Consider the following 21,519-nt stretch of genomic DNA (forward strand, 5'->3'; position numbering starts at 1 on the left):
TCATGCCATTGTGATGCGCATGCCCAGCGTGTGCTGTCGCCCGGCGGGGATGGTGACGGCATGCTCGCCCACGTTGCCCACCTCGACGCACAGCATGCGGGCCCATTCACTGCCATCGAAGTCAGCCAGGCCAGCAGCATACTCTTCGCCGGGGTTCCAGACGACGACGTCCTGCGCGCTGTGGGCGGTGATGGTGATGGTGCGGTCGGGTAGCACGATGCGCACCGGCCCGGTGGCCGCGCCGAGGTAGATCTCGTCGTGCGCGTCGGGCACGGCGATGGGTTCTGCGGTGACGCCTTCCACTCGAGCATCGCCCACGGCGCCGACGAGGAAGTAGGTGTGCAGCGCATCGTCGACCACGCAGTCTTGGGTGGGCGAGGAAATAGTGAGGGCCACATCGAGGGCCTTTCCGAACGTGGCTTCATAACGGTAGGAAAGGTCGTGGGGGTAGCCCGTCGCGCCGGGGATATGCGCGGTCTCGGGGGCCTGCAACGACCACGACGCGCGGGTGCCTTCCGGCAGCTCGGTGGCGCCGTCGAATCTCCAGTCCACCCAGCGCACGAGGCCGTGTTTCGTGGGCTTTCGCTTCTCCTGACTGCCCCAGGCGAACCAGGGGGCGCACACGGGGATGCCACCGTGGAACTCGGCGTCGGGGTTCGCTTCGCTGGTGACGAAAAGAGCCTCGTGGCCGTCACGCGGATGCCAGCTGGTGATGGTGGCGCCGCGATCGAGCGCTGCCGCGGTGCAGTGTGCGTTGGAGAAAACTCGTCGAGTGGCCATACGGAAAACGCTACCCGACTTCGCCCTCCCGACGCCGAGCCGATATCGGATCTCGACTACCCTTTACTCATGGCTTACCACGCAGATGCGACGGATTTCGACGACAAGGAAGTGCTCACCTGGCAGGGGCTGGGCGACGCCACCGACGACCTGGCGCGCACCGTCGTCGATTCCGGGTTTCGCCCCGAGATCATCGTCGCCGTGGCTCGCGGCGGGATGCTGCTCGCCGGCGGTCTGACGTACGCGCTGGGTGTGAAGCTCACCGACGCGATCAACGTCGAGTTCTACACCGACGTCAACGCGACGCTGCCTGACCCGGTGCTGCTGGCTCCCATGCTCGACACGAATGCTATCGCAGGCAAGCAGCTGCTCGTCGTCGACGATGTGGCAGATTCCGGCCGCACCCTCGCGCTGGTCATCAAATTGCTGCGCGGTTTCGGTGCCGACGTTCGCTCGGCCGTGCTGTACGCGAAACCGCAGACTGTTGTCGACCCGGAGTACGTCTGGCGGCGCACGGACAAGTGGATCGTCTTTCCTTGGTCGGCGAAACCGCCGCTGCTGCCGGGCGCTGAGTGATGCGCAGGCTCATCGCCTTGCTTGCGACGGTGCTCCTCGCCGTGGCAGCCCCCCAGGCGCTGGCCTGCAGTTGCCCGACGCCGCCCACGGCTGAGCACGCCAGCAATGCAGCTGTCGTTGCGCAGGTGCGCATCGACCGCATCGAGACCGCGCCCGCCAACGGTGAATTGTTCTACACGGTGACTCCGTTGAAGGTTTGGAAGGGCGACTTTGACTCAGCATTCCTCGCGCGCACCGCGGCCGACGTGAACGAGTGCGGCATGCCGAACCTTCGGCTGCGCACCGAACTCATGCTGATCGCCAACTTTGGCTCCGACGGCGTCGCCACGCTCGAGGCGTGCTCGGGCAGTGGCACGTATGCGCCAGAACTCGACGAGGCCGTCACCGCCGTGCTTGGCCCGGGCGTTGCGCCGTCGCTGGATCCGGCCTACCCTCCAGGCGAGGTCAAGATGGACGGTGTCGAACCCAACCCGATGAATATTGTGCTCATCGGAGGAACGCTGCTGGTGCTGCTCGGCGTGGTGGTGGGGATGCTCATCGCGGGCTTCCGTCGCCGACGCCACTGAGGCGCGTAACACTCACAGGGTTGCCCGCCTGCCTATGCTTTCTGTGGAAAGGAAACGCCTATGCCTGAGACCCGAACCTTCGACCCAGCCGAGGGCGACGACCTCGCCAAACTCGTACGCGACGCGATAGGCGGCAACGTGCGCCCCAATGAGCCGGGCACCGCACCCAGCACCGTCGCCCAGGAGGATGGCGACGCCAACGACGGGTCCGCGTCGCTCGTTGACCTGCCCGACTTCGACTTCTGATCCAGGCCCACTCGCGGGTCCGAACGGTGTGGCGCTGGGGGAGACCTCCGCGTCGCTGCCAGTTGGAAGCCGACTACCCTTGAATCTGAGTAACTGTATTTTCTCGAAGAGGAGCAATCGTGACGCTCGAATGGACTGACACTGACGCCCGCGCTGTCGACACTGCCCGCGTGCTTGCCGCAGACGCGGTGGAGAAGGTGGGCAACGGCCACCCCGGCACGCCGATTTCCCTGGCCCCCGTGGCGCACCTGCTGTATCAGAAGGTGATGCGCACCGACCCCGCAGACGACAAATGGATCGCCCGTGATCGGTTCGTGCTCTCCGCCGGCCACGCGTCGATGCTGCAGTACGCACAGCTCTACCTGGGCGGCCTCGGCCTCGAGATGGAAGACATCCAGTCGCTGCGCACCTGGGGCTCCAAGACGCCCGGCCACCCCGAGTACAACCACACCAAGTTCATTGAGTGCACGACGGGGCCCCTCGGCGCTGGCTTGAGTAACGCCGTCGGCATGGCGATGGCTGCTCGTCGCCACCGTGCGCTGTTCGATCCCGAAGCCAAGGCGGGCGAGTCGCTGTTCGACTACAACGTGTATTGCATCGTCGGCGACGGATGCCTCCAGGAGGGCATCACGTCGGAGGCGTCGTCGCTGGCCGGCACCCAGGAGCTCGGCAACCTCATCGTCATCTACGACGACAACAACATCTCCATCGAAGGCGACACGAAAATCTCCTTCACGGAGGACGTCGCTCAACGCTATGAGGCTTACGGCTGGCATGTGCAGGAGGTCGACTGGACGAATGGCCACACCGAGTACCGCGAGGATGTCGAGGCGCTGTACAACGCCATCGAGCAGGCCCAGCAGGTAACGGACAAGCCGTCCTTCATCCGCCTGAGCACCGTCATCGGCTGGCCGCTGCCGAACAAGCAGGGCGACCACAGCGTGCACGGCGCCAAGATCGGTGCCGACGAGATCGCCGCCATGAAGGAACTCCTCGGCTTCGACAACGAGCCCTTCAAGATTGAAGATGACATCGTCGCCGCCACCCGCGCCAACCTGGCCGAGCGCGGCAAGGCCGCCCGCGACGAGTGGAACACCCGCTTCGACGAGTGGAAGGCAGCTCATCCCGATCGCGCCGAGCTGCTTGAACGCATCCGCGCGCACAAGCTCCCTGAAGATCTGTCGCTGCCCGTGTTCGAAGAAGGGTCGATGTCGACGCGCGCTGCCTCCGGCGAAGTGCTCACCGCACTGGCCGACCAGCTGCCCGAGCTGTGGGGCGGTTCAGCCGACCTCGCCGGCTCCAACAACACGACGATGAAGGGCCAGCCGAGCTTTATCCCCGAAGAGCATCAGACCGCGCAGTGGCAAGGCTCCGAGCTCGGCCGCACCCTCCACTTCGGCATTCGCGAGCATGCCATGGGAGGCATCCTCAACGGCATCAACCTCTCGAGCCTCACCCGCGCCTACGGCGGCACGTTCCTCGTGTTCTCCGACTACATGCGCCCAACGGCACGCCTCGCGGCGCTGTCGTCCATTCCGACGGTGTTCGTGTGGACGCACGATTCCGTCGGTGTTGGCGAGGATGGGCCCACCCACCAGCCCATCGAGCACCTGGCATCGCTGCGCGCCATCCCCAATTTCTCGGTGGTGCGCCCTGCCGACGCGAATGAGACGTCGGTGGCGTGGGGCGAGATCCTGCGCCGTGCCGACGAGCCGGCGGCCATCATCTTGTCGCGCCAGAACCTGCGCACCATCGAACGCGGCGAGAAGTACGCTTCTGCCGACGGTGTAGCTCGCGGCGCCTACGTGGTGAGCGAGGCGTCGTCAACGCCCAAGGTGGTGCTGATTGCCACGGGCTCCGAGGTGGAAATTGCCCTTGATGCACAGGACAAGCTCGAGGCGGAGGGAACCCCCACCCGCGTCGTCTCGATGCCTTGCCAGGAGTGGTTCGACGAACAGCCCGCCGAGTACCAGGCCGAGGTGCTCCCGGAGGGCACCGCGCGCGTCAGCGTCGAGGCCGGCATCTCGATGGGCTGGGCCAAGTACCTCGGCGCGAATGGCGCGTCGGTGTCCATCGAACACTTCGGTGCGTCGGCGAGCGGCGCCAAGTGCTTCGAGGAGTTCGGCATGACCGCCGATGCCGTCGTGAAGGCCGCCAAGGGCCTTCTCTGACGCGCGGCTGGTGGGCCACGTCGGCCCACCAGCATCCGGCGGCAACGTAGCAATGGGTTGAGCCCTCCCCCGTGCAGGCGGGAGAGGGCTCAACCCATTGTCATGCTCAGTCGCGTCCGGCAGCTGCGAGAGCTTCCGCGTTACGCAGCACATCAACGACGAGTTGGAGCGCGATGGGGAAGGCGTCCTCGTCGAGGCCGAACGTGGGGGAGTGATGGCTGGAATCGAAGCCCTTCTCCGCGTTGCCAGCGCCCACGAAGACGTAGGTGGAAGGAGCCGTGCGTGAGAACGCTGCGAAATCTTCGCCGCCGAGCATGGCCGGCTCGGCGATGACCTTGTCAGGCCAGCGCTTCGTCGCGAGCTCCCGAACAATCTGCGTTGGAGCGGGGGCGTTCCACGTCATGTCATATCCGACGAGGTAGTCCAGCTCGCACGTGAGCCCAGGGTTCGCAGCCTCGAGCCCCGCGCAGATGTCCTTGAAGGCAGCCATCACGAGCTCGCGCACCTCGTCGGAGTGGGTGCGTACCACGCCGCCCACGTTTGCGTCCGGAGGAATCACGTTGAGGGCTTGCTGCCTTCCCGCATCGAGCCAGGTTGTGGTGACGACGGCTGGGTCGAGCCCGCCGATGCGCCTAGCCGGAATCTGCAGCAGCTGCTGGACAAGCGTCGTCGCAGCGAGCACCGCGTCGACGGAAAGCTCAGGCAGCGACGCGTGCGCGCCCTTGCCATGAAGATGCACCTGCCATAGGTCTGAGTTCGCTGAGGCCGGGCCATCCTTCACATCGACGGTGCCCGTCGGCAGCGTTGCCCAGTAATGGAATCCGAAGATGTAGTCGAAATCGTCGAAGTAGCCGGTGGCGACCATCTCTTTCGCACCGCCAGGAGGTGTCTCCTCGGCGTGCTGAAAGATGGCGACGATGGTGCCGTGCAGCTCGTCGAGATGATCGGCAGCCCAGGCAAGCGCCGACATCACGGTGGCGGTATGCGCGTCGTGGCCGCAGCCGTGCATGCGGCCAGGCACCTTCGACGCGAACTCCAGATCCGGGCGGTTCTCGGTCATGGCGAGACCGTCGATATCTGCCCGCACGCCCACCTTCGGTCCCGGACGCCCGGTGTCGAGCACGGCGACGAGGCTCGTCGGTGTGAGATTCTCGAGCTGGGCATCAGGCACCCGCCGGGTGAGCTCGTCGCGAATGTAGGCGACGGTCTCGTGCTCCTCGAACGACGCCTCCGGCCACTGGTGCAGGTGGCGTCGCCAGGTGAGGAGCTGCTTCAGGTAGGGATCCAATTCAGACATGTATCGTCCTTCCTATCGCGGCAGCATAATCGGCCCATCCGGACCCACCGGCAAGCCGATCAGGAACCAGATGATGAGCATGAGCACCCATCCAATACCCATGGCGAGGGAGTATGGGACGAGCGTTGAGATGAAGGTGCCGATGCCGATCTTCTTGTCGTACTTCTGTGCGTAGCTGAGCACCAGTGCGAAGTAGGGGAACATCGGGGTGATGGGATTGGTGATGGCGTCGCCGACACGGTAGATCATCTGGGTGAACGCGGGGTGGTAATCGAGCAGCATCATCATGGGCACGAAGATCGGGGCCAAGATGGCCCACTTCGCCGACGCCGAACCGATGAACAGGTTCACGAAGGCCGACAGCACGAAGATGCCGAGAATCAACACGACGCCATTTTGGTCTTTGAGGAGGTTCGCGCCCTTGATGGCGAGGATCGCGCCCATGTTCGACGTCGAAATGTAGGCCAGCATCTGGGATGCGAAGAACACGACGACGATGAAGTTCGCCATGGACGCCATGGATTCCACCATCATGTCGGTGGCGTCCTTCGACTTCTTGATGGAGCCGGTCATGATGCCGTACACCAGGCCGGGAACCAGGAACATGATCGACAGGATCAGGCCGATGCCGTTCATGAGCGGTGAATTTGTGGTGAGCGAACCCGTCTCCGCATTGCGCATGAAGGAACCTGCCGGGATGCAAGCCACCACGATGAGGGCAAACACGACGAGAACGGACACGATTGCCCACAAGTTCGCCTTGCGCTGCAGAGGAGTGACTTCTTTATCTTCGTGTACGTACTCGGGGTTGTCGTAGCTGCCCAGACGCGGCACGATCACCTTCGACGTCACCACCCACAAGATGGGCAGCAAGACGACGACGGAAGCCGCGATGAAGTACCAGTTCATTGGCACCGACGTCTGAATCTGCGGGTCGATCATCATGGCCGCTTCCTGCGTGAAGCCCTGCACCAGCGCGTCGGACATGCCGATCATCAGGTTGGCTGCGAAACCGCCGACGGAAGCGGCGTAGGCGAGTGCGATGCCTGCGATGGGGTGCCAGCCGAGCTGGATGAAGATCAGCGCCGCGAGCGGGGGCAGCACGATGGGGGCCGCGTCGCCGGCGATGTTGCCGAGCAGGCCGATGAACGCGATGGCGGGCACGACGAGCATCTTCGGTGCACTGCGCATGGAGTGCGACAGCATGGTCTCGAACCAGCCGGAGCGTTCGGCGACACCGATGCCGAGCATGATGATGAGCACCTGGCCGAGCGGGGCGAACGCGCCGAAGGTTTTGATGGCGTCGCCGAGCACGACGCGCATCCCGTCGGCGGTGAGGAGGTTCACGGCGGTGATGACCTCACCCGTGCCCGGGTGCGTTGCGTTCCAGCCCAGGCCGCCGGCGAGTAGTGACAGCAGGAGCGTGACGAGGCACAGACCCGCAAAGATGATGATGGGATCAGGCAGCTTGTTACCCGTCCACTCAATGAAATCCAAAAATCGGTCGAGCAAACCCCTCTTTTCGGGCTTGTTCGCGGTAGTCGAATCAGTACTCATGGCAGCTCCTTGGCCTGTCGGGTGCACATCCTCGTGGGTACTTGCGCCGTACGGAGGCAACCCTAACCACAAACGGGGTCGTCACAGCCATAGACCACAATATGGCGAGCTGCCGACGTTCACGGCCCACTGCGGTGAGGGACGCCGTCGGGAGATGTGAGCCGGTCGGGTTGGCGCTGTTTTGTAGGATGGCGCCATGCCGAACCCGTTGCGCGCACTCCAGAATTTGCTGTCCAAGAAACCCGTCGTGCTTGAGCTCGACCTCGCTCGCGGGGTGCTTGAGGCCCGGCCCTCGAACCCGCTGCAGGCGATGCAGATGCTGAACATCACCACGACGGGCGCTGTGCGCACCGTGCTCGGTGCCGCCGCGAAGGAAAGCAAGGTGAGGGGGCTGATCGTGCACGCCTCCGCGGCGGTGCGTATGCCGGTCACCACGCTGGACGAGATTGCGCTGGAGATAGAACGCTTCGGGGTATCGAAACCGACCGCTGTGTGGAGCGAAAGTTTCGGCGAACTGGCGCCGTCGCTGGCGCTGTACAAGATGGCGACGGCCGCCCGCGAGGTGTGGCTGCAACCCACCGGAGCGCTCAGCATCGGCGGCATCGAGGCGCAAATCGTGCTGCTCAAGGGTGGGCTCAACAAGCTCGGCATCGAGCCCGAGTTCGGCAAGCGTCATGAATACAAGACGGCGGCCGACCGCTTCGCCGCGGATGAAGTCACCCCCGAGAACCGCGAGATGATGACCGCCGTCGTCGAATCCATCGTCGACGATGGTGTGCAGACCATCGCTAGGCGCCGCAACCTCGACGAGAGCGTTGTGCGCTCCGTCGTTGACGAGGGTTCCATCGACGCCAGCCGCGCGCTCGAGCTGGGGCTCATCGACAAGGTGGGGTACCGCGACGAGGCCTACACTAGCCTGCTACAGCGCTGGGGAGTCGAGCCGGAGCACCTGCTGTACGTCAACCGCTATGCCGTCAAGTCCAATATTCAGCGCGCAGTGACTCGTCGGAATCGCAAAAAGATCGGCATCGTCCCCGTCCACGGTGGCATCCTAACCGGGCGCGGCAGCAGCGGTCTACAGGGGCAGAACGTGGGCTCCGACGTCGTCGATGAGCAGTTGCGCGCCGTGATCCGCGACGACGACATCGTCGCCGCCGTGCTCGACGTCGACTCGCCCGGCGGGTCGGCCGTCGCTTCTGACTTCATCCGGCGCTCCGTGCTCGCCGTCAAGGAGACCAGCAAGCCGGTGGTGGCGCGCATGGGCGCGTACGCGGCGTCGGGTGGGTACTACGTGTCGATGGGGGCCGACGAGATCGTCGCGTTGCCCACCACCTTGACCGGCTCGATTGGCGTCGTCGCAGGCAAGTTTGTCACGCAGGAGCTCTACGACAAGCTGGGGCTCGTGCGGGAGTCGATCACCGTCGACAAGGGCGCAGCGGCGCTGTCAGACGCGCACCCCATGGATGACGAGGCGTGGGAGCGGCTGAACGCCTGGCTGGATCGCGTCTACCTGGATTTCACCACGTTCGCGGCCCAAGATCGCGGCATGGAGTACGACCGGTTGGAGTCGCTCGCGCGCGGCCGGGTGTGGACAGGTGCACAGGCGGCCGAGCACGGGCTCATCGACCACGTCGGTGGCCGACGCCTAGCCCTGGAGCGTGCGGCCGCGCTGGCTGGCGTCGACCTCGACAACGTCGAGGTCACTGCAGCCGGGCACGGCGGGATGCTGGCGAAGTACCTACCCGCGCAGTCGTCGGAGAGCGTCGGCTCCGCCGGAATGAGCCCACTCAGTGTCGAATCAGTGCTCGACGGTGTGCTCGCCCGGGCCGGAATCCGGTCGGTGGGTGTGCTCAGCATGCCAGTGCTGTTCTCTCTTCGCTGAATGAACGGTGGGCTAGCGTGTTTGGGTACCCCGCCGCACTCTCGTAGAATCACTGACGCCGCGATGAGAGGCGAAATAGAAGGGTGACGGGTGGCTGAGAATACGAAGAGCAATACGAAACTGTGGACGGGCATCGGTATTGGTGCCTTCGTCGTGCTGCTCGCCGCGGCCTACGTCACCGCCTATCTCGTCGCCGGCGACCAGGTTCCGCCCAAGGCCAGCGTCGAGAATGTTGCGATTGGCGGGTTGAGCCCGGCCGATGCGCAGCAGAAGCTTCGCGACGAGTTGGCCGAGAGCGCGGAAGCGCCCATCAGCCTCGCCCACAACGACGTAACGGTAGAGCTGCCACTCGCAGAGTCGGGGCTCAGCATCGATTGGGCTGCGACGGTGGGGCAAGCAGGCGGAGGCGCCAGCTGGAACCCGGTGATCCTCTACCGTTCGCTCACTGGCGGTCACCCCGTCGAGCTGGTGCGCACCATCGACGAGGAAGCGCTCGCCAAGGCGGTCTCCGACGCTGCACCTCGCTTCGACAAGGAAGCCACCGACGCCACTATCGGGCTGAAGGATGGCGAGGTGGCCACCACCGAGGCTCAGGAAGGCATCAAGCTCAAGGTGGACGAGAGCATCACCGCCGTCAAGGAAGCCTTCCAGGCAGGTAAGCACGAGGCTGCCGCGGATGTCGAGGTGATCGCGCCCGGTGTGAGTGACGGCGACGTGCAGAGCTTCCGCGATGGGGCGCTCAAGCAGGCGCTGACGGGCCCCATCTCCCTCACCAGCAAGAACGGCACGATCGACATCGCCGAGGCGGATGTGCCAAAGCTGCTTACGCTCACGGGTAGCGGTAAGGATCTCGCGGTCGGTATTGACGAACAGGCGGTGAAGAAAGCCACTGAAGCTGGGCTGAAGAAACTCAACCAGAACGGCCCGCGGTCGGCGAGCTACCAGTTCAAGGATGGCGGCATCGCCGTCGTGCCAAGCAGGCCTGGTCTAGTCGTCGAGCAGAAGAGCGTGGTCGAGGCCTTCAAGCAGGCAGTGACGGGGCCGAAGCGCACGGTGGAACTCAAGGCGCAGGAGAAAGAGCCTGAGTTCAGCACGGCAGCGGCAGAGAAGGTGAAGCCGAAGGAAGTGATCGGTGAGTTCACCACCCTGTATCCGCACGCGTCGTACCGAAACACCAACATCGGCACAGCGGCGAAACGGATCAATGGCAGCGTGCTCCTGCCCGGCGAAACGTTCAGCATGAACGACACCGTGGGTGAGCGCACGGCGTCGAACGGCTTCACCGCGGGATACGTGATTAATAGCGGCAACCTTGTGAGGGAAACTGGCGGCGGTGTTTCCCAGGCTGCGACCACGCTGTTCAACGCAGGGTTCTTTGCCGGGTTTGAGGACGTCGAGCACAAACCGCACTCGCTGTACTTCCCGCGCTACCCCGCCGGGCGCGAGGCGACGGTGTACTACGGCTCGGTGGATCTGCGCTTCAAGAACAACACGAAGTATCCCGCGATCATCCAGGGGTACATCAACCCGTCGTCGAGTGGTAAGCCTGGGTCGGTGACTTTCAAGGTCTGGTCGATCAAGACCTGGGACAAAGTGGAGTCGTCGCCGCTGGTGAAGTCCGAGTATTACTCGGGCTCCACTCGCGTCTCGCACGCAGCCAACTGTGAGCCCCAGGGTTCGATTCAAGGTTTCACAGTGAACTACAAACGCCTGTTCTACAAGGGCGGCAAGGTCGTCAAAGAGGAACCCTTCAGCTGGAAATACGACGCTGGAGACCGCATCACCTGCGCCTGACGCCACACAAAGAGCGCGCGTGCTTCCCCACCATCACGGGGCTAAGCTTAGAGTCGAGCTTCGAACGAGGAGAACTGTTGTGACCTACATCATCGCCTTGCCCTGCGTTGACGTGAAAGACCGCGCCTGCGTGGACGAGTGTCCCGTCGACTGCATCTACGAGGGCAACCGCATGCTCTACATCCACCCGGATGAGTGCGTCGACTGCGGTGCCTGCGAGCCGGTCTGCCCTGTTGAGGCCATTTATTACGAAGACGACCTGCCCGAAGATCAGGCGGAATACTATGACGTCAACGTGGAGTTCTTCAATGAGATCGGTTCGCCGGGTGGCGCTGCCAAGCTGGGCGTCATCGACAAGGACCACCCGATCGTCGAGGCGCTCCCGCCGCAAGCCTGACCATGCTTGAGCTGCCCAGCTTCCCCTGGGATTCACTGGCCTCCGCGAAGGATCGCGCGAGCGAGCATCCTGGGGGCATCGTCGATCTGTCCGTCGGCACTCCCGTCGACGACACCCCCGACGTGGCGCGTAAGGCGCTCGCAGAGGCGTCGAATGCGCACGGGTACCCGACGGTGTGGGGCACACCCGAGTGTCGAGACAGCATCGCCTGCTACATGCAGCGCCGATGGGGCGCCGTCGGGCTCACCCACGAGCACGTGATGCCCGTGGTGGGAACCAAAGAGATCGTCGGGTGGTTGCCCACTCTGCTTGGGCTGGAGGGAGACGACGTCGTCGCGTTCCCGGAAGAGGCGTACCCGACGTATGAAATTGGCGCGTTAGCTCGTGGGCTCCAGGCACAGCCGTGCGACGACCCGGCAGCGCTCCCGCAGCAGACGGCACTCATCTGGATTAATTCGCCCTCGAACCCGACGGGGCGGGTGCTGTCCGTTGAAGAGCTGCGGGCATTCGTTGAGCGAGCACGCAAGCTGGGGGCGGTGCTAGCCAGCGACGAGTGTTATGGGGAGTTCGGCTGGGATGCGGAGCCCGTCTCGGTGCTCGACCCGAAGGTCAACGACGGCGATCTCACGGGCTTGCTTGCGGTGCACTCGGTGTCCAAGCGATCAAATGCTGCCGGCTACCGCGCGGGGTTCGTGGTCGGTGATCCCGAGCTCGTGCAGGGGCTCGTCAGCGTGCGGAAGCATCTCGGCATGATGGTGCCCGCGCCAGTGCAGGCTGCACTCGTGGCAATGCTGGACGACCAGCAGCATGTCGAGGCCCAGCGTGAGCGCTACCTCGCGCGCCGCGCCGTGCTGCGGCCTGCGCTGGAGGCTGCGGGGTTCACCGTCGACCACTCGGAAGGCTCGCTGTACCTGTGGGCTACTCGAGGTGAGCATTGCCGTGCGACGGTGAACTGGCTCGCCGAGCGGGGCATCCTCGTCGCACCGGGCGACTTCTACGGAGCTAAGGCCGCCAATCACGTGCGCGTGGCGCTCACCGCCACCGACGAGCGCATCGCCGCCGCGGCCGAACGTCTGCTCAGCGCGTAGCTCGAGCGTCTCCGCGGGAGCGTACAGCGCCGAGGGCAGGGCCGCTGCGCTGCTTAGCCGAGTGTCACGACGGCGCCCTCGACCGGTTTCGCCTTCGACCAGCGCTTATCGTTGAGGCTCCAGCGTCGATCGTGCACTTGCACCGACTCAACGCCTGCCTCGTACGTGTTCAAGACCGCGAGTTGGGCGGCGCTCCAGAGCATCTCGTCGGACTCAGCCGTGATACGGATGGTGTTCCCTTCGACGGTGTACTGGATCTGGCTGACGCGATCGAGCACTTCCAGGATGGGCGTTGGATCAGCGGTGAGATTCTGCGTCGTCGCGCACGTGATGGCTTCCTTCCGCGACCCGCGCGCGGCAGCGGCGAGCGCCGTCGCATTGGGGACGTGCTTGCGGTACGCCTGCGGGTGGCCTGAGCGCTGCACCTTCTGCGCCTGATCGTTGATGTCGCGGGTCTCCCAACCCTTGAACTTCACCAGTTCCTCGTAAAACCTGAGGCTCGAGTACCAAGGGTCCATGATCTCCTCGGCTGTGCCCCAGTCGAACCGAGGGTCGGGGCGCTGTTGGAATAGCCCAAGTGAGTCGCGATCACCGTAATCGAGGTTCCGGATGCCGGATTCTTGATACGCCGTCGCCAGAGCAATGGTGGCAGCTCGCTCCGAGAGTCCGGCTTCGTAGGAGGCGGCGACGATGATCGATGCCATCCGCGCTTGCTCGGCGGTGAGCGTCACGGGCTCGCCATTCGGGTTCACGATGCTGCAGCGCTCCGGGGTGAGCGCGTGGTGCACCGATTTCCACATCCTCCAGCCAAGCAACCCGACGCCAACGAGGAGCGCGAGGACCAGCAGCAGGATGATCCAGCGTTTGCGCATCAGTTGGAATGCAATTCTGAATTGAGCTGCACCGTGTTGCTGCGGCGATGCTTCACGATCACCTGGCCGGTGACGGAATCACGCAGGAAGAGCAAATCGTTCTGGCCGGAGAGCTCACGCGCCTTGACCACGTCGCCCTCGGGCAGCAACACCTTGGTGCCGGCAGTGACGTACAGCCCCGCCTCGACGACACAGTCGTCGCCCAGCGAGATACCGATGCCCGACTCCGCGCCGAGCAGGCAGCGTTCCCCAATGCGGATGATCTCCTGCCCACCGCCAGACAACGTACCCATGATCGACGCGCCTCCGCCGATGTCGCTTCCAGCCCCGACGACAACCCCAGCCGAGATGCGGCCTTCCACCATGGAGTTGCCGAGCGTGCCTGCATTGAAGTTGACGAAGCCTTCGTGCATGATCGTGGTGCCCTCAGCCAGGTGGGCGCCGAGGCGCACGCGGTCGGCGTCGCCGATCCTCACGCCCGTCGGCACTACGTAGTCGACCATGCGGGGGAACTTGTCGACACCGTAGACGGTGAGCTGGACGCCCTTGCCGCGCAGTGCTGCCCGTACCTTCGCGACATCCTGCACGCGCACCGGGCCGAAGTTCGTCCAAGCGTTATTGGGCAGCTGGCCAAAGATGCCGTTGAGGTTGACTCCGTGCGGCTTCACGAGCCTGGCGGAGAGCAGGTGCAGGCGCAGGTAGGCGTCCTCCACGCCGGCGGGGTCGTCGTCGAGCTGAATCTGGGTGCGCACCACCTTGGTCTCGACGCCGCGGAGATCGTCGGCTCCCTGAGCATCGGCGAGATCGGCGGGCGCCTCGTCGGTGACGGCATCCCCTAGCTGCGGGTTGGGATACCAGACGTCGAGAACTCCCTGTGGGTGAATAGTGGCGAGGCCCCAGGCCCAAGCTGTGCGCGCTTCAGTCATGCCCGACAGTGTAGCCAAGTGCCTGTAAGCCTATCTGGCTAAGCTCGTCGTATGAGCCTCGACCTGGATGCACCTTTATCCGCCTTGCTGGCGCAGATCGTCGACGTGGAATCCGTCTCCGGCAACGAGTGCGCGCTCGCAGACCTCGTCGAGGAGGCGCTCAGCCTCCCGCATCTCGAGCTCACCCGCGACGGCGATTGCATCGTCGCGCGAACCTCGCTGGGGCGCACTGAACGCGTGGTGATCGCCGGCCACCTCGACACCGTGCCGGTAGAAGACAACCTCCCGTCGCGCCACGACGGCGACGTGCTGTGGGGGAGGGGCACCGTCGACATGAAGGGCGGCATCGCGGTGATGCTCAAGCTGGCCGCGGAGCTCACCTCGCCGTCGCGCGACATCACCTGGATCTTCTACGACCATGAGGAAGTGGACGCGTCGAAGAACGGCCTTGGGCGGCTCACCCGCAACCACCGGGATCTGGTGCAAAGCGACTTCGCGGTGCTCATGGAACCCACCTCCGCACGCATCGAAGGCGGTTGTCAAGGCACGGCTCGGATCATATTCGACGTCGCAGGCCAGGCCGCACACTCCGCGCGCAGCTGGATGGGCGTCAACGCCATCCACGCACTGGTGCCCCTCCTCGACGCACTCGTCGCCTACGAGCCGCAGCAGGTCGATGTCGAGGGGCTGCGCTACCGAGAGGGCCTCAACGCGGTCGCCATCGACGGCGGCATGGCCAACAACGTGATCCCCCCGAGCGCGACGCTCACCGTGAACTACCGCTTCGCGCCCGACAAAACCACCGACGAGGCCGTCGCCCACCTGCGCGACGTATTCGCGGGCCACGAGTTCCGTATCGACGACCTCTCGCCTGCCGCCAGGCCCGGCCTCGACGCCCCGCTGGCTGAGGACTTCGTGCAGGCAGTGGGCGGGGAAGCCCGCCCGAAATACGGCTGGACCGACGTCGCCCGGTTCTCCGAACTCGGCATCCCCGCCGTCAACTACGGGCCCGGCGACGCCCACCTCGCCCACAGACAAGACGAGCGGGTCGATGTCGCAGAGCTCGATCAATGCGCCGACGCTCTACGCTCCTGGCTCCAGTAGTACACCCACCCCGTAAAGAAAGGCCTTCCTATGATCCCGTTTCGTCGCACGCAGGGACCGCTCGTGCTCGACGGTGCACACGCCAACCAACCCACCGCCGACCAGGCGCTCCTCGACGAGCAGTACCGCTGGGAGACAGGCGACCCGTGGCGTGTCCTGCGCATCCAGGCGGAGTTCGTCGAAGGCTTCGACGCGCTCGCGGGCCTGCCCCCGGCAGTGAGCATCTTCGGCTCAGCCCGCATCAACCCTGACGACCCCATGTACCAGGCGGGCCAGGAGCTCGCGCGGCGGCTCGTCGAGCGCGGTTTCGCCATCATCACCGGAGGCGGTCCGGGCATCATGGAGGCCGGCAACAAGGGCGCTCGGGAAGCCGACGGCACATCGGTGGGCCTCGGCATCGAGCTGCCGCACGAGCAGGGCATCAACGAGCACGTCACCCTCGGCATCAACTTCCGATACTTCTTCGCCCGCAAGGTGATGTTCCTCAAATACTCCCGCGGCTTCATCACCATGCCCGGCGGGTTCGGCACGTTCGATGAGCTTTTCGAAGCGCTCACCTTGCTGCAAACCGGCAAGGTCACGCAGTTCCCGCTCGTGCTGTTCGGCGTTGACTACTGGTCGCCGCTCGTCGATTGGCTGAGGCACACCGTCGAGGCTCAAGGCTGCATCTCACCCGGCGACACCGACCTCTTCATCCTCACCGACAGCATCGATGAAGCCGTCGACGCCATGGGCGAACCCACCCCGCAGGGCAAATAATGGTGGTGGTCATCGTGTTGGCGGCCTTCGCCGTGATGGCGCTCGCCGCGCTCGCCGGCACCGGGAAGTTCGGCGAATGGGCGGAGCCCGTGAACGACCGGCAGAAGGGGCGCCTGCCCGACGGTCGAATCACCGCCGAAAACGTCGATGACGTGCGCATCCCTGGGGCAATGTTCGGCTACGACCGCGCCGAGGTTGATGAGTACGTGAGTTTGGTGACCAGCGGAGTGATCGTCGCCGATCCTGTCGAGTTCACCATTCGGCAGCGCGGCTACGACATGCAGTTCGTCGACGAACTCATCAGCAGGCTGGGTGCTGGGGAACCTATTGCGGCATCCGTGCCTGCCCATTTCGGCCCAGACGGTAGAATGAGCTCCAGTTCGGTTCAAGAGTGAGGAAACAACGATGGCAGCGATGAAGCCCCGCACCGGTGATGGCCCCATGGAGGTCACTAAGGAAGGCCGTGGAATCGTGATGCGTGTCCCCGTCGACGGAGGTGGCCGGCTCGTCGTCGAGATGAACGCCGACGAAGCCAACGCGCTCCTCGACGAGCTGCAGGCAGTGGTCGGTTGACGATCCACACCACCCAATTGACGCCCGGCGCATCGCGTTTCGCCGGGCGTCGTTGTATTTCAGCTCACCCGTGCCGCTCCATGGCCGTGCGGTACACGTCGACGGTTTGCCGAGCAATCGTCGCCCAAGAGAACTCGTCGATGCAGCGCTGGCGCCCTGCCTTGCCGAAGGTCTGCGCGCGTGAGGGGTCGCGCACCAACTCGTTCACCTTCGCCGCGAAATCCTGCTCGAACGCCCGCACGAACGCGGGGTCGTCGCCGCGCGTCGGGTCGTAGGGCACCAGCAGGCCGGTCTCCCCGTCGTTCACCACCTCAGGAATGCCGCCGACGGCAGAGGCGACGACGGGCGTCTCGCAGGCCATCGCTTCGAGGTTGACGATGCCAAGCGGTTCATACACCGACGGGCAGGCGAACACCGTCGCATGGGTGAGCACCTGCCGTACGGATTCGCGCGGCAGCATTTCTTCTACCCACAGCACCTTCGCGGAACGCTGGCGCTGCAGCTCGTCGAACGCCTGATGGAACTCGGCAGCGATCTCGGGGGTATCGGGTGCGCCCGCGAGCAGCACGAGTTGGACATCGTCGTCGAACTCCTGCGCCGCCCGCACCAAATGCACGAGGCCCTTTTGGCGAGTGATGCGCCCGACGAACGCCACGTACGGCTTGTCGAGGTCGATCCCGAGGCTCCCGACGACATCCGTCCCCGTATCTGGACGGAACTCGTCGGTGTCGATGCCGTTTTTCACCACATGTGTTTTCGACGGGTCCAGCTCCGGGTAGCTGTCTAACACGTCGCGGCGCATCCCTTCGGAGACGGAAATCACGGCGTCGGCTGCTTCGTAGGCGGTGCGTTCGGCCCAGCTGGACACGCGGTAGCCGCCACCCAGCTGCTCGGCTTTCCACGGCCGGTGGGGCTCGAGCGAGTGCGACGTGACAACGTGTGGGACGTCGAGCATGAGCCCGCCGATATGGCCCGCCATGTTGGCGTACCAGGTGTGCGAGTGCAGGATCTGCGTATCTGGGGCCAGGGCAGCGACCATAGAGAGATCCGCGCCGAGCACGCGCAGGGCCGCGTTTGCGCCGTCGGGGAACGTTTCTGCGTGCGCGGTGGCCCCGTCGCGAGGCTCGCCCATGCAGTGCACATCGACGTCGATGAGCTTGCGCAGTTGCGGAACGAGTTGCGCGACGTGCACCCCGGCGCCTCCGTAGATGGACGGGGGGTATTCGCGGGTCAACAAGGACAGCTTGAAGGTCATAGAGGCATCGTCCCAGATTTGGGGCGTTCATGTTGGCGAAGCAGTAAGTCAGGTCCGGAATGGGCGCAATTTCGGAAAACGCGAAAAAACGAGCGCGGATGCAATAGGTTCGTTGTCATGGTGACACGCCCGAAGATTCTGTCTATCGTCCTCGCGGGTGGCGAAGGAAAGCGCTTGATGCCGCTGACGGCGGATCGCGCGAAGCCGGCAGTGCCGTTCGGCGGCACCTACCGCCTGATCGACTTCGTCTTATCGAACCTCGCCAACTCGGAGTTGCGCCAGATCGCGGTGCTCACCCAGTACAAGTCGCACTCACTCGACCGTCACATCTCGATGACGTGGCGGTTCTCGACGATGCTCGGCAACTACGTCGCCCCGGTGCCCGCGCAGCAGCGGCTCGGGCCGCGCTGGTATCAGGGCAGCGCGGACGCCATCTTCCAGTCGCTGAACCTCATCCGCGACGCCGAACCTGACTACGTCGTGGTGTTCGGTGCAGACAACATCTACCGGATGGATATCGGGCAGATGGTGGACGCCCACATCGATTCCGGGCTGAGCGCTACCGTCGCCGGCATCCGCGTGCCCCGTCGGGAGGCGAGTGCCTTCGGTATCATCGACGCAGGCGCCGACAGCAAGATCCGCCAGTTCCTGGAGAAGCCAACCGACCCACCCGGGCTGCCGGATTCCCCCGATGAGTCGTTCGCGTCGATGGGTAACTACGTGTTCAGCGCCAAGCAACTGACCGAGATGTTGCGCGCCGACGCCGAAGACCCAACCTCGAGGCACGACATGGGCGGCGACATCATCCCCGCCTTCACCGAGCAGGGCGAATCGCAGGTGTACGACTTCAAATCCAACGTCGTCCCAGGCGCGACGGAAAAAGACCAGGACTACTGGCGTGACGTGGGCACCATCGACGCGTTCCACGAGGCGCACATGGATCTCGTCTCTGTCGACCCGGAGTTCAACCTCTACAACACCGACTGGCCCATCTGGACCTCGCAGGTGCAGGCCCCCGGCGCCAAGTTCGTCATCCGCGGGCGCGCCGAGGACTCCATCGTCACCTCGGGCTGCATCATCTCCGGCGGCGAGATCGACCGCTCAGTGCTCAGCCCGCACGTCCGGGTAGACAAGTGGGCACAGGTGTCCGACTCGGTGCTCATGGACAAGGTGCGCATCGGTAAGAACGCCGTCGTGCGTCGCGCGATTCTGGATAAGAGCGTTGTGGTTCCCGACGGTGTACAGATCGGTGTCGACCACGAACACGACCGCGCACGTGGGTTGAACGTGTCTGCAGGCGGCGTCGTCGTCGTGGAGAAGGGCACGGTCGTCCCGCGCGACTGAGCTGGCGAGGCCCTAGCCGATGCGGCGAGGGCCTCGCTCATTAGTTCTTGCTGGCGAGCAGCAAGCCGTTGCCGACGGGCAGCACCGCCTGCGTGTACTCCTCGGAGAGGCTGATCGCCTCGAGCGCTTCGCGGATGATGATCGTCTCGTCTGACTCGTCGTCGGCGTCGGGCACCAGGTTGAACCACAGCACGTCGTGCACGATGAGCAATCCGCCAGGGCGCAGAAGCCTTCCGGCTGCGGCAATGTATTCGACGTATTCAAGCTTGTCGCCGTTGATAAACGCAATGTCGTAGGCACCGTCGCGAAGTTTCGGCAGCACCTCGATGGGGGCGCCGGCGATAAGGCGGAATCTCGAATTCGGGACGCCGGCATCGGTGAATACTGTGCGGGCGTCGAGCTGGTTTTCCGTCTCAGCGTCAATCGAGGTGAGCACACCGTTCGGGCCCATCGCCTCGAGGAACGCCATGCCGGAGGCCCCGTGCTGCGTGCCTACCTCGACGACGTTCGTCGCCGCCATCGCCTTCGTGATGGTGGCGAGCGTGGCGACTACGCCGGTGCTGACGGGAACCCGTCCGTTCACGATGGCCTCGTCGCGTGCCGCGCGGACGGCATCCGATGGGGGTACGTAGTCTTCGGCCCAGTCCCACGTCTGGGTGGTGGGGGCGGCCAGATGCGTTGGAGTGCTCACACAACCAATCGTAGTCGGCTCACCACCGCAATGCGTAGACACACTAGAATGACAGGCACGTCCACCCCCGGGAGGAACTGATGACCGAACAGCTCGAGCCGATTTTCGGGCGCATCGTGACCGCCATGGTCACGCCGTTGCGTGATGATCTCTCACTGGATCTCGACGCCGCCGTCACGCTCGCGAAGCACCTCGTTGACGACCTCGGCAACGACGGGCTCGTCATCAACGGTACGACGGGGGAGTCACCCACCACTACCGACGCCGAGAAGCGCGACCTGCTGGCGGCCGTCGTCGAAGCTGTGGGGGATAGGGCCAGCATCGTCGCGGGCATCGGCACCAACGACACCCGTCACACGGTTGGGCGCGCGGAGGAGGCCGCTGAGCAGGGGGCCGACGGGGTGCTCGTCGTGACTCCGTACTATTCCCGCCCGCCGAAAGCTCAGCTCGAGCAGCACTTCAACACCGTCGCGGACGCCACAGATCTGCCGTGCATGCTCTACGACATTCCGCACCGCTCGGGCCTGCCTATCCCGGAAGACATGCTGATCCGGCTTGCCGAGCATCCCCGCATCGTCGCCGTGAAGGACGCCAAGGGCGCCGTCGCGTCGAGTTCTGTGGTGATGTCGCAGACGAACCTGCAGTACTACGCAGGCGATGACGCCATGCTGCTGCCTCTGCTGGCCGTCGGCGGCGTGGGCGTGGTGGGCACGTCGACGCATTTCACGGCGAAGATTGCCCGCCAGATCACCGAAGCGTTCCTGGGGGGCAACGTGCGAGAAGCGACGCAGCTCAACCAGTTCGCGCTCCCCGCGTTCACCGGCGTATTCGCTTCACAGGGAGTGATGATGGTGAAGGCCGCGCTGAATGCCCGCGGCATGCACGTCGGCCCGTGCCGCCCACCCATGGGAGAGGTCACCGACGAGCAACTGCAAGGCTTTCTGCGGATCCTCGACGCGCATTTCGCATTCGAGCGCGGCGAAGCGTGAGCGGGGAACAAACCAATTCATTGGTTCGTTGTAGTGGATGCACAGGTTCCTCACAGGAAACCGTGGTGAAGTAGAGCACATGGAGCACCAGATGAACGACGCTGCGACGGCCGAATGGGTGGCGCCGACGTGGCAAGAGCTCGTGCGTGATCACTCCGCACAGGTGTACCGCTACGCGCTGCGTCTCACTGGGAATCCGCACGACGCGGAAGATCTCACCCAAGAAGTCTTCGTGCGCGTGTTCAAGTCGATTCATACCTTCAAGCCGGGCACGTTGTCGGGCTGGTTGCATCGCATCACCACGAACCTGTTCCTCGACCAGGCCCGTCGCCGCCAGAAAATCCGCATGGATGCGCTGTCCACCGCACCGGAGCAAATCTGGGGACTCAGCGAAGCCCCAGAGAACGTGCACCTCGACGGCCAGTTCGACGCCGATGTTGCCGCCGCGCTCGCCGCGTTGAAGCCTGAATACCGTGTGGCCGTCGTGCTGTGCGACGTCGAGGGTCTGAGCTACGAAGAGATTGCCCAAGTGTTGGACATCAAGCTCGGTACGGTTCGCAGCCGCATTGCCCGTGGCCGCTCTCAGCTACGTAAGGCGCTGAAGCATCGTGCACCTGCCGAGGGACGTTCGCGTTTCCTCGGGGTTGCCTGA

Annotated in this window: 22 protein-coding genes; 15 read left to right on the forward strand and 7 right to left on the reverse strand. The window is 64.5% G+C overall.

Annotated features, from left to right (window positions below; all coding sequences use genetic code 11):
• A complete protein-coding gene (locus Q0X61_RS05300) occupies positions 1–780 on the reverse strand; it encodes a hypothetical protein (protein ID WP_297741071.1) in 780 nt (259 codons plus the stop codon).
• A 69-nt stretch (positions 781–849) separates the two neighbouring features.
• Here Q0X61_RS05300 and Q0X61_RS05305 point away from each other — a divergent pair, with 69 nt between their 5' ends.
• From Q0X61_RS05305 to tkt, 4 genes are all read left to right on the forward strand, one after another.
• Positions 850–1,356 carry a phosphoribosyltransferase gene (locus Q0X61_RS05305; protein WP_297741072.1) on the forward strand — a complete coding sequence of 169 codons (507 nt, stop codon included), beginning with the start codon at positions 850–852 and terminating at the stop codon, positions 1,354–1,356.
• Positions 1,356–1,922, forward strand: a complete 567-nt coding sequence (locus Q0X61_RS05310) for a hypothetical protein (protein WP_297741073.1) — start codon at positions 1,356–1,358, stop codon at positions 1,920–1,922. Before Q0X61_RS05305 ends, Q0X61_RS05310 begins: the two co-directional genes overlap by 1 nt.
• 60 nt (positions 1,923–1,982) lie before the next feature.
• Entirely contained in the window at positions 1,983–2,168 is a 186-nt protein-coding gene (locus tag Q0X61_RS05315; protein WP_297741075.1) for a hypothetical protein, read from the forward strand.
• A 119-nt stretch (positions 2,169–2,287) separates the two neighbouring features.
• Positions 2,288–4,339 carry a transketolase gene (gene tkt / locus Q0X61_RS05320; protein WP_297741076.1) on the forward strand — a complete coding sequence of 684 codons (2,052 nt, stop codon included), beginning with the start codon at positions 2,288–2,290 and terminating at the stop codon, positions 4,337–4,339.
• 106 nt (positions 4,340–4,445) lie between these two features.
• On the opposite strand, the gene Q0X61_RS05325 is transcribed toward tkt, so the two are convergent.
• Positions 4,446–5,636, reverse strand: coding sequence for a M20 family metallopeptidase (locus tag Q0X61_RS05325; RefSeq protein ID WP_297741078.1), 1,191 nt, complete (start codon positions 5,634–5,636; stop codon positions 4,446–4,448).
• Positions 5,637–5,648: 12 nt separating this feature from the next.
• Positions 5,649–7,193 carry an AbgT family transporter gene (locus Q0X61_RS05330; RefSeq protein ID WP_297741079.1) on the reverse strand — a complete coding sequence of 515 codons (1,545 nt, stop codon included), beginning with the start codon at positions 7,191–7,193 and terminating at the stop codon, positions 5,649–5,651.
• A gap of 196 nt (positions 7,194–7,389) precedes the next feature.
• Here Q0X61_RS05330 and Q0X61_RS05335 point away from each other — a divergent pair, with 196 nt between their 5' ends.
• The 4 genes from Q0X61_RS05335 (at position 7,390) to dapC (ending at position 12,354) form a co-directional block, all read left to right on the forward strand.
• Positions 7,390–9,075 (forward strand): S49 family peptidase, encoded by a 1,686-nt coding sequence (locus tag Q0X61_RS05335; RefSeq protein WP_297741081.1) that lies wholly within the window; start codon positions 7,390–7,392, stop codon positions 9,073–9,075.
• Between the two features lie 90 nt (positions 9,076–9,165).
• Positions 9,166–10,869: a VanW family protein gene (locus Q0X61_RS05340; protein WP_297741083.1), complete on the forward strand. Its 1,704-nt coding sequence runs from the start codon at positions 9,166–9,168 to the stop codon at positions 10,867–10,869.
• Between the two features lie 79 nt (positions 10,870–10,948).
• The gene (gene fdxA, locus Q0X61_RS05345) at positions 10,949–11,266 is read left to right on the forward strand and encodes a ferredoxin (RefSeq protein ID WP_297741084.1); all 318 of its coding nucleotides are present in this window, start codon (positions 10,949–10,951) and stop codon (positions 11,264–11,266) included.
• Between the two features lie 2 nt (positions 11,267–11,268).
• Complete coding sequence (dapC, locus tag Q0X61_RS05350; RefSeq protein WP_297741086.1) at positions 11,269–12,354, forward strand: succinyldiaminopimelate transaminase; 1,086 nt, start codon at positions 11,269–11,271, stop codon at positions 12,352–12,354.
• Between the two features lie 53 nt (positions 12,355–12,407).
• On the opposite strand, the gene Q0X61_RS05355 is transcribed toward dapC, so the two are convergent.
• Positions 12,408–13,226: a hypothetical protein gene (locus tag Q0X61_RS05355; protein ID WP_297741088.1), complete on the reverse strand. Its 819-nt coding sequence runs from the start codon at positions 13,224–13,226 to the stop codon at positions 12,408–12,410.
• A complete protein-coding gene (gene dapD, locus Q0X61_RS05360) occupies positions 13,226–14,152 on the reverse strand; it encodes a 2,3,4,5-tetrahydropyridine-2,6-dicarboxylate N-succinyltransferase (protein WP_297741090.1) in 927 nt (308 codons plus the stop codon). The genes Q0X61_RS05355 and dapD overlap by 1 nt, the downstream gene beginning before the upstream one ends.
• A 51-nt stretch (positions 14,153–14,203) precedes the next feature.
• Here dapD and dapE point away from each other — a divergent pair, with 51 nt between their 5' ends.
• Genes dapE through Q0X61_RS05380 form a run of 4 tightly spaced genes read left to right on the forward strand, consistent with a single transcriptional unit; the run spans position 14,204 to position 16,588 of the window.
• Complete coding sequence (gene dapE / locus Q0X61_RS05365; protein ID WP_297741091.1) at positions 14,204–15,256, forward strand: succinyl-diaminopimelate desuccinylase; 1,053 nt, start codon at positions 14,204–14,206, stop codon at positions 15,254–15,256.
• Positions 15,257–15,286: 30 nt separating this feature from the next.
• Positions 15,287–16,015 (forward strand): TIGR00730 family Rossman fold protein, encoded by a 729-nt coding sequence (locus Q0X61_RS05370; RefSeq protein ID WP_297741093.1) that lies wholly within the window; start codon positions 15,287–15,289, stop codon positions 16,013–16,015.
• Complete coding sequence (locus Q0X61_RS05375; protein ID WP_297741095.1) at positions 16,015–16,410, forward strand: hypothetical protein; 396 nt, start codon at positions 16,015–16,017, stop codon at positions 16,408–16,410. Before Q0X61_RS05370 ends, Q0X61_RS05375 begins: the two co-directional genes overlap by 1 nt.
• Positions 16,411–16,420: 10 nt before the next feature.
• Positions 16,421–16,588, forward strand: a complete 168-nt coding sequence (locus tag Q0X61_RS05380; RefSeq protein ID WP_108870483.1) for a DUF3117 domain-containing protein — start codon at positions 16,421–16,423, stop codon at positions 16,586–16,588.
• 64 nt (positions 16,589–16,652) lie between these two features.
• Here Q0X61_RS05380 and glgA read toward each other — a convergent pair whose 3' ends face one another.
• Positions 16,653–17,843, reverse strand: coding sequence for a glycogen synthase (gene glgA / locus Q0X61_RS05385; protein ID WP_297741097.1), 1,191 nt, complete (start codon positions 17,841–17,843; stop codon positions 16,653–16,655).
• Between the two features lie 117 nt (positions 17,844–17,960).
• Between glgA and glgC the strand changes: the two genes are divergently transcribed.
• A complete protein-coding gene (gene glgC, locus Q0X61_RS05390) occupies positions 17,961–19,187 on the forward strand; it encodes a glucose-1-phosphate adenylyltransferase (protein ID WP_297741099.1) in 1,227 nt (408 codons plus the stop codon).
• A 40-nt stretch (positions 19,188–19,227) separates the two neighbouring features.
• Here glgC and Q0X61_RS05395 read toward each other — a convergent pair whose 3' ends face one another.
• Positions 19,228–19,878 (reverse strand): O-methyltransferase, encoded by a 651-nt coding sequence (locus Q0X61_RS05395; protein ID WP_297741101.1) that lies wholly within the window; start codon positions 19,876–19,878, stop codon positions 19,228–19,230.
• 80 nt (positions 19,879–19,958) lie between these two features.
• Between Q0X61_RS05395 and dapA the strand changes: the two genes are divergently transcribed.
• Complete coding sequence (dapA, locus tag Q0X61_RS05400) at positions 19,959–20,867, forward strand: 4-hydroxy-tetrahydrodipicolinate synthase (protein ID WP_297741103.1); 909 nt, start codon at positions 19,959–19,961, stop codon at positions 20,865–20,867.
• 79 nt (positions 20,868–20,946) lie between these two features.
• The gene (sigE, locus tag Q0X61_RS05405; RefSeq protein ID WP_297741104.1) at positions 20,947–21,519 is read left to right on the forward strand and encodes an RNA polymerase sigma factor SigE; all 573 of its coding nucleotides are present in this window, start codon (positions 20,947–20,949) and stop codon (positions 21,517–21,519) included.

It is taken from the genome of uncultured Tessaracoccus sp. (assembly GCF_947255005.1).
Classification (GTDB): domain Bacteria; phylum Actinomycetota; class Actinomycetes; order Propionibacteriales; family Propionibacteriaceae; genus Arachnia.